The sequence below is a fragment of the Streptomyces sp. NPDC048696 genome (assembly GCF_043198895.1).
Taxonomy (GTDB): Bacteria; Actinomycetota; Actinomycetes; order Streptomycetales; family Streptomycetaceae; genus Streptomyces.
The window spans coordinates 49,254-63,444 of the sequence record NZ_JBICVJ010000014.1; the positions used below are offsets into that span (position 1 = coordinate 49,254).

The 14,191-nt window shown below is 72.2% G+C and carries 12 protein-coding genes and 1 pseudogene; 4 read left to right on the forward strand and 9 right to left on the reverse strand.

The features are described 5' to 3' along the window. Position 1 precedes the first annotated feature (1 nt). The 3 genes from ACGFRG_RS27145 to ACGFRG_RS27155 form a co-directional block, all read right to left on the reverse strand. Entirely contained in the window at positions 2-1,087 is a 1,086-nt protein-coding gene (locus ACGFRG_RS27145) for an ATP-binding protein (protein ID WP_361430740.1), read from the reverse strand. Positions 1,088-1,146: 59 nt separating this feature from the next. Further along, positions 1,147-1,884 carry a response regulator transcription factor gene (locus tag ACGFRG_RS27150; protein WP_067163879.1) on the reverse strand — a complete coding sequence of 246 codons (738 nt, stop codon included), beginning with the start codon at positions 1,882-1,884 and terminating at the stop codon, positions 1,147-1,149. An 84-nt stretch (positions 1,885-1,968) separates the two neighbouring features. Continuing rightward, complete coding sequence (locus ACGFRG_RS27155; protein WP_361430689.1) at positions 1,969-2,655, reverse strand: spermidine synthase; 687 nt, start codon at positions 2,653-2,655, stop codon at positions 1,969-1,971. A 120-nt stretch (positions 2,656-2,775) separates the two neighbouring features. Here ACGFRG_RS27155 and ACGFRG_RS27160 point away from each other — a divergent pair, with 120 nt between their 5' ends. Next, the gene (locus ACGFRG_RS27160; protein WP_393268071.1) at positions 2,776-3,606 is read left to right on the forward strand and encodes a rhomboid-like protein; all 831 of its coding nucleotides are present in this window, start codon (positions 2,776-2,778) and stop codon (positions 3,604-3,606) included. Here ACGFRG_RS27160 and ACGFRG_RS27165 read toward each other — a convergent pair. Continuing rightward, positions 3,565-4,086: a hypothetical protein gene (locus ACGFRG_RS27165; protein WP_361430688.1), complete on the reverse strand. Its 522-nt coding sequence runs from the start codon at positions 4,084-4,086 to the stop codon at positions 3,565-3,567. The two genes, ACGFRG_RS27160 and ACGFRG_RS27165, sit on opposite strands and share 42 nt — an antisense overlap. Then, positions 4,083-4,751, reverse strand: a complete 669-nt coding sequence (locus ACGFRG_RS27170; RefSeq protein ID WP_393268074.1) for a GNAT family N-acetyltransferase — start codon at positions 4,749-4,751, stop codon at positions 4,083-4,085. Before ACGFRG_RS27170 ends, ACGFRG_RS27165 begins: the two co-directional genes overlap by 4 nt. Before the next feature lie 173 nt (positions 4,752-4,924). Here ACGFRG_RS27170 and lon point away from each other — a divergent pair, with 173 nt between their 5' ends. After that, entirely contained in the window at positions 4,925-7,336 is a 2,412-nt protein-coding gene (gene lon / locus ACGFRG_RS27175) for an endopeptidase La (RefSeq protein WP_393268077.1), read from the forward strand. Positions 7,337-7,417: 81 nt separating this feature from the next. On the opposite strand, the gene ACGFRG_RS27180 is transcribed toward lon, so the two are convergent. The 3 genes and pseudogenes from ACGFRG_RS27180 to ACGFRG_RS27190 form a co-directional block, all read right to left on the reverse strand. Beyond that, entirely contained in the window at positions 7,418-8,209 is a 792-nt protein-coding gene (locus ACGFRG_RS27180; RefSeq protein WP_393268080.1) for a trypsin-like serine peptidase, read from the reverse strand. Between the two features lie 84 nt (positions 8,210-8,293). Next, positions 8,294-9,118, reverse strand: a complete 825-nt coding sequence (locus tag ACGFRG_RS27185; RefSeq protein ID WP_393268082.1) for a lysozyme — start codon at positions 9,116-9,118, stop codon at positions 8,294-8,296. A gap of 214 nt (positions 9,119-9,332) precedes the next feature. After that, positions 9,333-9,512 (reverse strand): annotated as a pseudogene (locus ACGFRG_RS27190) (helix-turn-helix domain-containing protein); the annotation flags it as partial. A gap of 287 nt (positions 9,513-9,799) precedes the next feature. On the opposite strand from ACGFRG_RS27190, the gene ACGFRG_RS27195 reads away from it, so the two are divergent. After that, positions 9,800-12,673, forward strand: coding sequence for a M4 family metallopeptidase (locus tag ACGFRG_RS27195; protein ID WP_393268085.1), 2,874 nt, complete (start codon positions 9,800-9,802; stop codon positions 12,671-12,673). A gap of 96 nt (positions 12,674-12,769) precedes the next feature. Next, positions 12,770-13,246 (forward strand): MarR family transcriptional regulator, encoded by a 477-nt coding sequence (locus tag ACGFRG_RS27200; protein ID WP_361430681.1) that lies wholly within the window; start codon positions 12,770-12,772, stop codon positions 13,244-13,246. A 136-nt stretch (positions 13,247-13,382) separates the two neighbouring features. On the opposite strand, the gene ACGFRG_RS27205 is transcribed toward ACGFRG_RS27200, so the two are convergent. Next, positions 13,383-14,168: a hypothetical protein gene (locus ACGFRG_RS27205; protein WP_393268088.1), complete on the reverse strand. Its 786-nt coding sequence runs from the start codon at positions 14,166-14,168 to the stop codon at positions 13,383-13,385. Positions 14,169-14,191 lie beyond the last annotated feature (23 nt).

A 14,191-nucleotide genomic window follows, 5' to 3' on the forward strand; every position in this document is an offset into this window, starting at 1 on the left:
GTCAATTCGCCGGTCGGGTGACGCCCGGAAGGGTGACCTGGATGCGGCATCCGCGTGATGATTCGGCCACTCCGATGTGACCGCCGTGCAGATCCACCGCCCAGCGCGCGATCGCCAGGCCCAGACCCGTACCGCCGTCGCTGCCCGGCCCGTGCGGCGCCGAGGCGTCGCCCCGGTTGAACCGCTCGAAGACGCGGTGCCACTCCGACTTCGGGATGCCCGGCCCCTCGTCCAGGACCTCCAGGTCCAGCGACTCCGGCTGCGGGCCGCGCCGGGCCCGTACGGTGACCCGGCCGTGCGGCGGGGAGTGCTTGACCGCGTTGTCGATGAGGTTGGCCACCACCTGGTGCAGCCGCTCGCGGTCCGCGTGCGCGGTCAGCTCCGGCGGCGAGACGTCCAGGTGCAGATGGACATCGGTACGGGTGTGGTTGCCCGAGCCGGAGGAGAGCCCGCGCCGGGAGGCGGCCAGATTGGCCTCCTTGAGCACCCCGGACAGATACGGCCAGACCTCGAAGCGGTGCGCCCGCAGCGGAACGACGCCGTGGTCGAGCCGGGAGAGGTCGAGCAGCGTCTCCACCAGGCGCCCCAGCCGCTCGGTCTGCTTCAGGGCCGTGCGCATCGTCTCGGGGTCGGCGGCCGAGACGCCGTCCACGACGTTCTCCAGGACCGCCCGCAGCGCCGCGATGGGCGTGCGCAGCTCGTGCGAGACATTCGCCACCAGCTCCTTGCGGTGCCGGTCCACCGCCTCCAGGTCCTCGGCCATGCGGTTGATGGTGGAGGCGAGGTCGCCGAGCTCGTCGCGGCGGTCGGCGCCGCGCACCCGGCGGGTGTAGTCGCCGTGCGAGATGGACCGGGCGACGGTGTTCATCTCGTCCAGCGGCGCGGTAAGACCGTGCGCCACGAACTGGGTGATCAGCAGGGTCGCGATCACCGAGAAGACGGTGATGAACCGCAGCTCGGTGCGGGTCTGCACGGCCACCATCAGCAGGCCGGTGGTGATGAAGACCGAGACCACGACGAGCGTGCCCAGCTTGGTCTTGATCGAGACCGAGACGTACCGCAGCCGGCTCAGCAGGCCGCCGCGCATCGGGGCGCGCGGCCCGTTCCCACGGGTCCGCCCGCCCATCGCCGAGGCCGCCGCCCGGCTCATGGCGCCGGGGTCTCCAGCGCGTACCCGACGCCATGGACCGTGCGGATGCGCTCGGCCCCGATCTTCCGGCGCAGCGCCTTGATGTGGCTGTCCACGGTCCGGGTGCCCGAGGCGTCCGCCCAGTCCCAGACCTCGGCGAGCAGCTGCTCGCGCGAGAGGACCGCGCGCGGGGTGTTCGCCAGGCAGCTCAGCAGGTCGAACTCGGTCGGGGTGAGGTGGACGTCCTCACCGCGCACCCGTACCCGTCGCTGAGCGTGGTCGATCTCCAGCTCGCCGAGGCGCAGGATGCCCGTGCGCGGGGTCGCGGCCGCCAGGGTGGCCCGCTCGACCCGGCGCAGCAGGACGTGCACCCGGGCCGCCAGTTCCCGCATGGAGAACGGCTTGGTCATGTAGTCGTCCGCGCCGACGCCGAGCCCGACCAGCATGTCCGTCTCGTCGTCGCGGGCCGTCAGCATCAGCACCGGGACCGGCCGGCGGGCCTGGACCCGGCGGCAGACCTCCAGGCCGTCGAAGCCCGGCAGCATGATGTCCAGGACCATCAGGTCCGGCTGCCAGGCCTCGGCCGTGTCGACGGCGGCAGGGCCGTCGAGGGCCGTCTGGACCTGGAAGCCCTCGGCTCTCAGCCGCGCCGCGATGGCGTCGACGATCGTCGTGTCGTCCTCGACGACCAGCACCCGGCGCTGGGCGCCGGGGGTGGCCGCTACGCCGTTGTGGGTGGTGTGTGCCTGCTCCATCGCCCCGCCCTGATATTGCTTCCGGGGATCAGTGGGGTGATCCCCTGTGTCGGTCAGAGACTAGAGGCACCGGCCGCGTCCCGGCTACGCAGGGCGAACAGCGAGATGGACCACGTCAGGGACGCCCCGGGCAACTGTGATCTCTTCGGTCCTAACCCCGTGGAATCCGGCATTACGGAGAGCTTCCTCGAAGGCGGCCGACGGCTTCGCCGACCAGACGGCGAGCACTCCGCCCGGCTCAAGCCGGTCCCGGCAGGCGGCGAGACCGGTGGGGGAGTAGAGGCCGGTGTTGCTGTCGGTGACGGTCCAGTCGGGCCCGTTGTCGATGTCCAGGCAGAGCGCGTCGAAGGTGTCCGAAGCGGTGCTCACGTACGCGACCAGATCGGTGTGCAGGACCTCGGTGCGCGGGTCGGCGAGCGCGGCCCCGGACAGGGGCGCCAGTGGGCCCGAGCGGTGCCAGTCGATGATGGCCAACTCGCGTTCCACCACGGCGATCCGACCCCACCGGGGGTCGGCGGCCGCGTGCGCGAGCGAGAAGCCGACACCCAGCCCGCCGATGAGTACGGACGGGGTCCGGCGGCCCGCCGGGAGCGCGTCGTACGCGGCGTCCACGAGCAGCCGCTCCGAGCGTCCGTCGGAGGTGTCCATCAGGAACGTTCCATTGGCGATGATCTCGAAGTGCGGGCCGCGTCGGCGGAGCACCACCTCGCCGTACGGTCCCTCGCGCCGGTCGAGGGTGACCGGGGCGGTGATCGGGTCGGCGACGGGCATCGGAAGACCTCCTCGGGGCGGAGCTGACAACTCCTTGCGCCGACGCATGGTCCGCGTCAAAGGTTGTCCAATGTGGCACAAGTCATAGACGTGTTGGGGAGCGTTCGCAGAGGGTGAGCGTTGTACAAGGGAAGCAACAGACCGAGCGCGCGGGAGAAGACGGTCATCGAGACGGCGGACGGCGGGGCGATCGCGAAGCCCCCTGTGACCAGCGCGGACAGCTCCGAGGCGGACAGCCGCCCGCCGATGTGGTCCGCAGGGGAGCTGCGGTCGTGGCTGCGCCGGGCGGCCCAGGTGCTGCCGACGCCGACCGGCACGCCGTTCACCTTCGCGTACACGCTGCTGCTGCTCTCGACGTCGCTGTACGCGGAGTTCGGCGACCCGGACACCGTCCGTACGCTCGTCGAGGGCTCCAGCACCGATGTGCAGCACCTCACCCGTACGCCCGTGCTCGTGCTGCTCGCCAGCGCGCTGTGGATCGCGGGCGGCATCTCCTCGCCGTGGGCCGTCGGCTTCGTCTTCATCCTCACCGCGCTTGAGCGCCGCGTCGGCGGGGTGCGCGCGGCCGGGGTCTTCCTGCTCGGGCATGTGGTGGCGACGCTGGCCACCGAGGTGCCGGTCGGTGTCTCGGTGATGGCCGGCCGGCTGCCGGACTCCTCGCTGCACCGCCTCGACTACGGCATCAGCTTCGGCCTGATGGCGAGCGTGGGCGCGCTGGCCGGACTGCTGCCGCCGGTCCTGCGCTGGCCGCTGCTCGGCGTGGTGGTGGTGCTGATCACGCAGGACCTGTTCGACATGGTGGATCCGCTGGCCAGCTGGGGCCATCCGCTGGCGCTGCTCGTCGGCGTGGTGTGCTGGCCGTTCCTGCGCCGCGCGGGCGCCCGGCGGGCGGGCGCCGTCCCGGAGCCGTCAGCGGTACCCGACGGGCAGGTGGGCTCGTACGTCCCGTAGCGCCTGCGGCTGGTGGATCTCGTCGGCGAGCACGACATGTCCCTCGTACGTGAACTGGTACATCAGCCCGTCGGCGACCGGGCGCCCGGTGGGGCGCGGCGGCAGATGCGGGAAGTCGGCGGCCGCCAGCGTCCTGCGCAGCCCCGCGAGTTCGGCGGGGGTGAGGCGGCCCGTGACCGTCTTGCCGTCCCGCTTGGTCGAGGTGTAGCCGCCGTCCGCCTTGACGACGAGCTCGTCGTGGCGGCCCACGAAGCCGCCGCTCACCACCAGCTTCAGCAGCTGCCCGTCCTGGGACGGCGGCTTCGCGTGCGAGGACGCGGGCGCCGGGGCGGACGGGGAGAGTGCCGGGGGCGGTGTGGTCCGCGACGGCGGGGCGCCGCTGTCGGCGGACGAGGTGGACGAGCCGCAGCCCGCCGCCGCGAACAGCGCGGTGAGCAGCAGCAGGCCGGTGGTCGTCCGGTGCGTGACCTTGGGGCTCATGCCCCCGAGGATGCCGGATCCGACGGATCGAAGTACAGGCTCGCCATGGGTGAGCGCGTCGTCCAGCCAAGTGCGCCGTAGAGCGCCTGCCCCTGCGGGGTGCCGACCAGGATGCCGGTGGTGGCACCGGCCTCCAGGGCGGCGTTCTGCAGGGTGCGCATGACCAGGCTGCCCAGGCCCCGGCGCTGGTGGCCGGGCGCCGTCTCGATCTGGTCGGCGACGGCACTCGTGCCGGTGACGGCGATCTGGCCGCGCGCGGCGAAGTGCCCGGCCCCGGTGCGTACGAGCACGCGCAGGACGCCGCCGGCGGTCCAGCTGGTGAGCGTGTAGCCGCTGGGGACCTCGGTACGGGCCGGGGCCAGCGGCAGCGTCATCAGGAAGCCGGGCTCGTCGACCTGCCAGCCGGGGCCGAGCCACGGGCGGACCACGTCGTCCCGCGCGAACAGCTTCAGCCAGGTGGCGGGCGCGGACGTCGCCTCGACCAGCTTGCGGACGGTCGCCTCGTCCGGCTCCGGCACCACGTGCCGACTGACGTGCTTGACCTGGCCGACGTCGATGGTCCAGCCCCAGGGCTCGGCGACGGGCTCGGCCGCGCCGCGCGAGACGACCCAGCCCTTGATCCAGGCCGCGACGACGTCCGATACCGACTCCGGCTCCGACTCCATGGGTTCCCCTCCGGTGGCTTGTGTGTCCGGTAATGCTCGTAGGGGTAATGGTCATTTAGCTACTGCGTCTGTTACAAGTGATGATCGCTCAGAGCGAACAGCCCTTGGGGAACATTCGTGGGCTCACATGCATTGAGTCGGCATAGCTCAACTTGACTGCCGAAGGGGAGATCATGGCTCACTCGTCCGCACCGCTCACCCTGCCTGTGCTGCCGCTCGACGACGAGGTCGTGCTGCCCGGGATGGTGGTGCCCCTCGACCTGTCCGACACCGAGGTGCGGGCCGCCGTCGAGGCCGCCCAGGCGGCCGCCCGGGCCGAGGGCACCACGGCGGGCAAGCCCAAGGTGCTGCTCGTCCCGCGCATCGACGGGACCTACGCGTCGACCGGCGTGCTCGGCACCGTCGAGCAGGTCGGCCGGCTCTCCGACGGCGACCCCGGCGCCCTGATCCGCGGCCGCGGCCGGGTACGGATCGGCGCGGGCACCACCGGCCCCGGCGCGGCCCTGTGGGTCGAGGGGATCTCGATCGACGAGAGCGCCCCCGAACCCCTGCCGGGCCAGGTCGCCGAGTTGGTGAAGGAGTACAAGGCGCTCGCCACCGACTGGCTGAAGAAGCGCGGCGCCTGGCAGATCGTGGACCGCGTCCAGCAGATCGAGGACGTCTCGGCGCTCGCCGACAACTCCGGCTACTCGCCGTTCCTCAGCACCGCCCAGAAGGTCGAGCTCCTGGAGACGGCCGACCCGGTCGCCCGCCTCAAGCTCGCCACCGAGCTGCTGCGTGAGCACCTGGCCGAGCAGGACGTCGCCGAGTCCATCGCCAAGGACGTACAGGAAGGCGTGGACAAGCAGCAGCGCGAGTTCCTGCTGCGCCGTCAGCTCGACGCCGTCCGCAAGGAGCTGCGCGAACTCAACGGGGAGTCGGAGGGCGAGGAGTCCGACGACTACCGCGCGCGCGTGGAGGCCGCCGACCTGCCCGAGAAGGTGCGCGAGGCCGCCCTCAAGGAGGTCGACAAGCTGGAGCGGTCCAGCGACCAGTCCCCGGAGGGCTCCTGGATCCGCACCTGGCTGGACACCGTCCTCGAACTGCCGTGGAACGAGCGGACAGAGGACGTCTACGACATCAAGGGCGCCCGTGCGGTGCTCGACGCCGAGCACGCGGGCCTGGGGGACGTGAAGGAGCGCATCACCGAGTACCTGGCGGTCCGCAAGCGGCGGGCCGAGCGCGGGCTCGGCGTGGTGGGCGGCCGGCGCGGGGGCGCGGTGCTCGCGCTGGTGGGCCCGCCCGGCGTCGGCAAGACGAGCGTCGCCGAGAGCGTGGCGCACGCCATGGGCCGCAAGTTCGTCCGCGTCGCCCTCGGCGGCGTCCGCGACGAGGCGGAGATCCGCGGCCACCGGCGTACGTACGTGGGCGCGCTGCCCGGCCGTGTCGTGCGGGCCGTCAAGGAGGCCGGGTCGATGAACCCGGTGGTGCTGCTCGACGAGATCGACAAGATCGGCTCCGACTTCCGGGGCGACCCGGCCGCGGCCCTGCTCGAAGTCCTCGACCCGGCGCAGAACCACACCTTCCGCGATCACTACCTGGAGGTCGAGCTCGACCTCAGCGACGTCGTCTTCCTGGCTACCGCCAACGTCCTTGAGGCCATCCCGGAGGCGCTGCTCGACCGGATGGAGCTGGTCCGGCTCGACGGCTACACCGAGGACGAGAAGGTCGTCATCGCCCGCGACCACCTGCTCCCGCGCCAGCTGGAGCGGGCGGGTCTGGAGCCGGGCGAGGTGTCCCTGGACGACGCGGCGCTGCGCAAGCTGGCCGGGGAGTACACCCGCGAGGCGGGGGTGCGGAACCTGGAGCGCTCGCTCGCCCGGCTGCTGCGCAAGACCGCGGCCCAGCACGAGAGCGGCGAGCGCGAGCTGCCGTTCACCGTCACGCCCGACGATCTGCGCGCGCTGATCGGGCGCCCGCACCACGTCCCGGAGTCCGCGCAGGACCCGGCCGAGCGGCGCACCTCGGTGCCCGGCGTGGCCACCGGCCTCGCGGTCACCGGAGCGGGCGGCGACGTGCTGTTCGTCGAGGCGTCCCTCGCCGACCCGGAGACGGGCGCGGCGGGCCTGACCCTCACGGGTCAGCTGGGCGACGTGATGAAGGAGTCGGCGCAGATCGCGCTGAGCTTCCTGCGCTCGCACGGCGCCGAACTGGAGCTGCCGGTCGCCGATCTCAAGGACCGGGGCGTGCACGTCCACTTCCCGGCGGGCGCGGTCCCCAAGGACGGCCCGAGCGCGGGCATCACGCTGGTGACGGCGCTCGCGTCGCTGCTCAGCGGGCGTCTGGTGCGTACGGATGTGGCGATGACCGGGGAGGTGTCGCTCACCGGGCGGGTGCTGCCGATCGGCGGTCTGAAGCAGAAGCTGCTCGCCGCGCACCGGGCGGGCATCACGACCGTGGTGATCCCCAAGCGCAACGAGCCCGACCTGGACGACGTCCCGGCCGAGGTCCTGGAGAAGCTGGAGGTCCACCCGGTGACCGACGTCCGCCAGGTGCTTGAGATCGCGCTGGCCCCGGCGGAGGTGCGGGTGCCGGTCGCGGCCTGACCGGACCGGCGGCGACGGGCCACGCGCGCGTGAATGTCGTGCGGCTTGCGACGACCACGCGCGCGTGGCCCGTTCGTACGACTACGCGCGCGTGGCCTTCTCGTACAGCTCGCGCGCGTGGGCGTCGAAGAGCACGGCCGTCGACTCGACGTCCGTGTCGCCGCCGCTGAGGACGCCGATGAGGTGGCCGAGGCGGCCGGGCCCGCGGTAGTCCGCGAGCCACGGGCTGCCGCTGGTGCCGGTCCAGAACCCGGCGCACTCGATCCGTACGTCGCTCGCCCTGTCGCCGTCCCGGCGGCTGTCGGTGGTGCAGGAGATCGGCCGGTTGTCGGGGTTGTGGTCCTCGGCCGGGTAGCCGACGACGGTCACCCGGCGCTCGGGCCCCGAGGCCCAGTCCGCCTCGGCGGCGCCGACGACGCTCTGGACGCTGCGGCCGCGCGCGTCCGGCTCCAGGGTGAGGAAGGCGTAGTCGTAGGCGTCGTCGCCGTCCTTGGACCACTTGTCGTCGGTCTGCACGGCCTTGACCTTCCAGGTCCCGTACGGATACGAGCCCTTCACCGCCCCCGAGAACGCGGGCGCGAACTCCATCGAGCCGACCGACCCGGAGTCGGCGCAGTGCGCGGCGGTCGCCACCACGTTGCCCTTGGGGCTGGCGACGACGCTGGCGGTGCACCAGTGCCGGTCGCCGTCGACCAGCACGCCCACGGACGGCAGCCCGGCGGTCGCGCCGGCGGAGGTCTGCGGGGCCGGCGCGGGCGGGACCTCGTCGCTCTGGTCCGGCTGCGGTGCCGAAGCCGCCGACCAGCCGCATCCGGTGACCAGCGCGAGCATCCCCGTGGCGGAGACTCGCAACACCGTTCGCATCACGCGCATGGCGACCATCCTGTCGTATGACGGGTCGGAATGCGCTGAGGCCCCCGGGTGCGCGTCGACGCACCGGGGGGCGCAGCACCGTGGCTAGCCGTTTGCCAGTGCCTGTAGGCGGTCGTACGCGCCGTTGAAGTGGGAGTGGTCGCCCACCGTCGGGCCGGAGGAGGTGTACTGCCACATCGTGTAGTAGCCCCAGCCGGCCGGGAGTGTGCCCGGGGTGGTGTTGTAGCGGGCGATCCACAGCGGGTCGGTGGAGCCGAAGGCGGCGGAGTTCCCGGTGCACTGGGTCCACCAGCTGGTGGCGGTGTAGATCACCGCGTCCCGGCCGGTGCGGGCCCGGTACTCGCCCGTGAAGTCGGCGATCCAGCTGACCATCTCGCCCTGCGAGAGCCCGTAGCAGGCGGCGCCGTACGGGTTCCACTCGATGTCCAGCGCGCCCGGCAGCGTGCGGCCGTCGCCCGACCAGCCGCCGCCGTGGTCCACGAAGTAGTCGGCCTGGGTTGCGCCGTCCGTGGTGTCCGGTGTCGCGAAGTGGTACGCGCCACGGATCATCCCCACGTTGTACGAGCCGTTGTACTGCTGCGCGAAGTACGGGTTGGTGTAGTACGTGCCCTCGGTGGCCTTCACATAGGCCCACCTCACCCCGCTGTTCCAGAGCGTGGACCAGGCGACGTTGCCGTTGTGACTGCTGGTGTCGACGCCTTCGGTCTGGACGGCGAGGGTGTCGCCGGGCGGGCCGCCGACGCCGTCGTGGGCCGCGACGCCCATGCCCATGGTGGCGGTGCCACGGGCGGGGGGCCGGGCCGCGCCGGCGGTGCCGGGGGCGGTCAGCAGCAGAACGAGTGCGGAGAGGAGGATTCCGGCCGCGGCGAGGGGGCCGCGGCGGGCCGTTCCGGGTCTGTGCACGGGCATTGCGTGCCTCCGAAAGGCGTGGGGTGGGGGGGACGTGCCGGTCGACATGTCGCTGTGGACATGTCATGTCGAAAAAGCTACGCACGTAGACCGTGCCGCGAAAGGGTTTGCGGAACTGCCATTGGCCCAGGCCACTGGGGCGCCGACACCGGCCTTGCCCAGCTGCGGTGACGGATCGGATCCGTAACCAACTTTCAGACAGCGGCAGTTGGCGTCAGTCGTCCAGCCAGCCGCGCAGAGTGGCCCGCGCTCCCGCCTGGAAGCGGGTGTCCGCGTCCAGGTCGTGCAGCAGCCGGGTGATCCGGCGCCGGGCGGTGTGCACATGGACGCCGAGGCGGCGGGCGATCGCCTCGTCCTTGAGACCCTCGGCCAGCAGGCCCAGGAGCTCCAGCTGGTCCTCGCTCGGCCGCCCTTCGCCCGGGCACCGCCCCTCGCCCGGTCCCTCGGTCCGCGCGGCCCGTAATCGTCCCAACTCCGCCCCCAACGGTCCCGGATTGGACTAATCGCCCCCCAAACGTGCACAGGATTCTCGCTCCGTGCACAGCTGCCTCACAAGTGGGCATGTCCACAAGTCACCGCAGAGGCCCCGTTGAGGAGTTCGGGCACCGCGGGCTTGCATGGTCATGACCAGTCGGCGCTGTCAGGCGCCACCCGCCGTCCATCGGCCCGTGGAGGAAGACCTTGCGCAAGCCCAGAGCAGGTACGTCAGGAACAGGAACGGACCGGGCGGAGGGGTTACTCGCCCGGGGCGCGGGCGTCGCGGCCCTCGTCGGCGCGGCCGCGCTGCTCGCCACCGCCGTACCGGCGGCCCAGGCCGCGCCCCCGGAGCGGACCCCGGCCGCCGATGTCGTCCCCGGCACCGGCACCCGGACCCCGGCCCTCGTCGGCGGCCTCCACGAGAGCGCCGACGCCGAGGCCGCCCCGGCGGACGCGGCCCGCGGCCATCTCGCCGCGCAGCAGGGCCGCTACGGCATCGCGGACCCCCGCCGCGACCTCACCCCCGTACAGACGCTGAAGCAGGGCGCGGACGAGACCGTGCGGCTCCAGCAGAAGCACCACGGGGTCGAGGTGCTGGGCGGGCAGTACCTGGTGCGGATGGAGCACAAGGACGGCAAGCGGGTCGTCACCGGCACCTCCGGCAAGTACTTCACCGGGCTGACCACGTCGACCACCGCGACCGTCGCCGAGGACACCGCCGTGCGCCGGGCCGTCTCCTCGGTGGCCGCCCGCCTCGGCGGCGCCACCCTCGGCAGGAAGGACATCCGGCGGGCCGAGGGCGCGAAGAGCGCGGCGAGCGCCGCGCTCACCGGGACCTCGGCCGGCCTGGTCGTCATCCCCCGGGGCGCGGGCGTGCTCACCTACCGCGTCACCGTGCGCGGCACCGAGGCGAACACCGGCAGGCCGGTCCTCCAGGACGTGTACGTGGACGCGCACGCCGGGTTCCCGGTGCTCCAGTACAGTCGTATCAAGACGCTCACCGCGCCGAAGCCGGCCACCGGCACGCAGAGACCCGCGGCGGCGCGGGCGGCGGCGGGAAGCGACACCCCAGCCACCCCCGCCCACCCCGGCACCAGCGGCACCGGCGTCAAGTACAGCGGCGAGAAGGTCCCGCTGAACATCTACTTCGACGGCGCCGCCAAGCAGTACAGCCTCGTCGACCACGCGCGGATGGCGGCCACCAGCAAGAACACCCTGCACACCTGGGACGCGCGCGCGGTCGACGTCGGCGACGCGTCGGGACGGTGGCCCAGCGGGCTCAAGGAGTTCACCAACCCCGGCCCCGACTACAGCGGCGACGCCACCGCCGCCGGCGCGGTCGACGCGCACTGGGCGGCCGGGCAGGTCTACGACTACTACAAGAACGTGCACGGCCGCGACAGCCTCGACGGGCGCGGCATGGGCATCGACTCGCTGGTCGGGGTGACGCTCTTCGGCGGCCCGTTCGTCAACGCCTTCTGGGACGGCCAGAAGATGGTGTACGGCGGCGGCGACGATCAGTACAAGACGCTCTCCGCCGACCTCGACGTGGTCGGCCACGAGATGACGCACGGCGTGGTCGAGAACACCGCGAACCTGGTCTACGCGGGCCAGTCCGGCGCCCTCGACGAAGCGCTCGCCGACTACTTCGGCAACGCCATCGACGTCACCGTCAGCGGGACCAAGATGGACGACCCGGACTCCGGGCTCATCGGCGAGGACCTGTGCCGCACCGCCAAGCCCCGCGACTGCGCGTTGCGCGACCTCAACGACGGGCGCACCACGGCCAAGGACTACCTCGGCGTCTCCTTCGCCACCGACAACGGCGGGGTGCACCTCAACTCGACGATCTTCTCCGGCGCCCTGTGGGACATCCGCCAGGACCTCGACCCGAAGGACCCCTTCCTCGCGGACGAGCTCGTCTACAAGGCGCTCACCACATACATGACGCCGCTTGACGGCTACACCGAGGCCCGCAACGCGATCCTCGCGGCCGCCGAGGACCTGGGGCTCTCGGTGCGCCAGCAGAACATCGTCAAGCGCTCGTTCAACGCCCACGGCATCGTGCCCGGCTGGGAGAACGCCATCGGCGTCGACTCCGACCAGCTCTTCGGCAAGATCGACACGACCGGTACGGGCACGGCCGCGGGCGGCGGCTGGTGGGCCACCTCGAAGTCCAACGACGACGGCACCGAGCCGTACTCGATCTGGGCCGGCAAGGCGGACGGCACCGGCTCGCCCAAGCTGATCAGCCCCAACGACGGCCGCTTCCACGTATATCCGGCCACTGACGGCAAGAGCGTGGTGTGGGCCGCGTTCGGCACCAGCAGCCTCGACATCCTGTCCCGGCCGATCGCGGGCGGACCGATCAAGAAGCTGTACACCTCGACCACCATCGTGCAGAACCTGCGGGTCGAGAACGGCACCGTGGTCTTCGAGTCCTACGACTCGTTCGGCGGGCGGCACGTCGGCTTCCTGAAGCCCGGCGACCGCGAGCCGACCTGGGTGGACGGCGGCACCTACGCGCTGGGCACCGCGCTGCCCTCGCTGCACCACGGCAAGGCCGCGTACGCCAAGCTCTACCCGGTCGGCGACGACTACAAGATCGGTGTCGAGACGTACGACATCGCCACCGGCGCCACCCGGCTCGCCCAGCAGCTCGGGGAGCCGCAGGCCATCGGCCAGACCGGGATCACCGGCAAGAACGTGTTCTGGCTGGCCGACGAGAACCCCTCCGACCAGGGGCAGATGGCGGTGCGCCGGGCGACCCTCGCGGGCACCGGGACCACGGACATCAGCGCCGAGGCCGGGCCGGGCGCGCTGATCCCGTTCGACCTGACGGCCTCCGACGACGCGGTCACCGTGAACACCCTGCTGCCGGACACGCGGTACCGCAATGAGACCCTGCCCAAGCTGTGGCAGCTCAGCGCGGACGGCACCCGCAAGGAGCGGGTGTCCTGCAACCGCGGTGAGCAGCTGTACCCGTCGTCGGCGGGCGGCAGGAAGGTCGTCTGGCTGGACGGCACGACCGGCTTCACCGACCTGGTCACCCGGGACCGGCCCGCCGGAACCTGCTGACGCTCGTGATTGAGCCAAAGGGCCCCCGGCACCGGGTGCCGGGGGCCCTCGTCCACAGCGGACTGGGAAATACTGTCCCGTCGGGACAGCCGTGGGATGGGAGCTGATGTGGACGGTCCGGACCAGGAGTTTCTCGCACTCGAACGCGAGCTGGCCGTGTTCCTGCGGCGTGCCCGGGCGTCCTCCGGCGAGATGGCCCGCGCGGTCCATCCCGAGCTGGAGGCGGCCGCGTACGGGCTCTTCGTACGTCTTGAGGAAGGCGGGCCGCAGCGGGCCACCGAGCTCGCCGCGTACTTCGGCGTCGGCAAGGCGACCATGAGCCGCCAGCTGCGGGCCCTGGAGGACCTGGGCCTGGTGGCGCGCGAGCCGGACCCGGCCGACGGGCGCGCCTCGCTGGTACGCCTGACCGACGAGGGCCTGGCCCGCTTCCGCCGCGTCCGCGACGCCCGCCGCGCCCAGTACGTCACCAAACTGGCCGACTGGGACCGCATGGAGATCGCGGAACTGGCGAGACTGCTGCACCAGTTCAACGAACGAGCGGACATGCAGGAGCCGGGGTCCATGCGCCCCTGAGAGGGCGCCCCCTTAGGGGCGCGGGGCTGTGACATCGTGCGGCTCCGCCGCGATGGGGGTCCCCCCTGTTCGAGCGGAGCCGAGAACTTGGGGGAGCGAGCAACCCAGCACGGTCCGCAGCCGAACAACTACCCGCTCAAAGCTCGACGAACACGGCGGTCGCATCGTCGTGCGTCTTGCTGCGCCGCAGATACGTACGAGAGGTGTCGGCGGCCTCAAGCTCCCGCACCCGCTCCACAAGCCCCCGCACCCCCGCCTTGCGGATCAGCGCGAGGCAGTCCGCCCAGTCGCCCTCGCGGAACTTCTCCACCCAGCGGCTCGCGCCGTCCGTGAGCGCGGCGAGCGACCGCAGCTCGCGGGTGGGGGTGCGGCCGGTGACCGCCCGGGCGGTCACCGACGGATCGGCGGCGGCGGTGAAGAAGCCGCCCTCCTTGTTCCGGGCGAGCGCGTCGGCGACCTCGTCCGAGACCAGCGACGAGCCCGGCACCCGGTCGAGCCGGTCGTCGAGGACCGCCCGGACCGTGCCGTCCGGCGATTCGAGGAGCAGTACCGAGTCGGAGAGCACCAGGTGCTCCACGTACTCCTCGTCCCAGCGCGCCAGGACCACCGTCGCCTGCGGAGTGCGCGGGTGAGAAAGGTCACAGGTGTCGCGGTGGGCGTCGGCGGTGCGCCTGATGGACTCGGCGAGGATCTCGGTCAGCGTCATGTCGCGCCGCGAACCGGACAGTTCGGTCAGCGCGCCGCCGAGCCGGGCGGTGAACCAGGGCACGTCGTGCACACAGTCCCCGTTGCCCGGCGGTGGCGTCACCCCGTCGAGCACCACCAGCGCCCCGCCCCGCCCCGCGGCGGGCAGTACCTGGCTCACCCAGTCCTCGTTGGGGCGGGCGGGGTCGCCGGGGGCCGTGGTGAGTTCGATGCGCATACGGCCAGTCTGCACGACGCCTT

Bases quoted from the DNA above. Each gene is read 5' to 3' on its own strand.
- ACGFRG_RS27145 (WP_361430740.1), bottom strand. From the start codon at position 1,087: ATGCGCGGCGGCCTGCTGAGCCGGCTGCGGTACGTCTCGGTCTCGATC.
- ACGFRG_RS27150 (WP_067163879.1), bottom strand. From the start codon at position 1,884: ATGGAGCAGGCACACACCACCCACAACGGCGTAGCGGCCACCCCCGGC.
- ACGFRG_RS27155 (WP_361430689.1), bottom strand. From the start codon at position 2,655: ATGCCCGTCGCCGACCCGATCACCGCCCCGGTCACCCTCGACCGGCGC.
- ACGFRG_RS27165 (WP_361430688.1), bottom strand. From the start codon at position 4,086: ATGAGCCCCAAGGTCACGCACCGGACGACCACCGGCCTGCTGCTGCTC.
- ACGFRG_RS27170 (WP_393268074.1), bottom strand. From the start codon at position 4,751: ATGGAGTCGGAGCCGGAGTCGGTATCGGACGTCGTCGCGGCCTGGATC.
- lon (WP_393268077.1), top strand. From the start codon at position 4,925: ATGGCTCACTCGTCCGCACCGCTCACCCTGCCTGTGCTGCCGCTCGAC.
- ACGFRG_RS27180 (WP_393268080.1), bottom strand. From the start codon at position 8,209: ATGCGCGTGATGCGAACGGTGTTGCGAGTCTCCGCCACGGGGATGCTC.
- ACGFRG_RS27185 (WP_393268082.1), bottom strand. From the start codon at position 9,118: ATGCCCGTGCACAGACCCGGAACGGCCCGCCGCGGCCCCCTCGCCGCG.
- ACGFRG_RS27200 (WP_361430681.1), top strand. From the start codon at position 12,770: ATGGGAGCTGATGTGGACGGTCCGGACCAGGAGTTTCTCGCACTCGAA.
- ACGFRG_RS27205 (WP_393268088.1), bottom strand. From the start codon at position 14,168: ATGCGCATCGAACTCACCACGGCCCCCGGCGACCCCGCCCGCCCCAAC.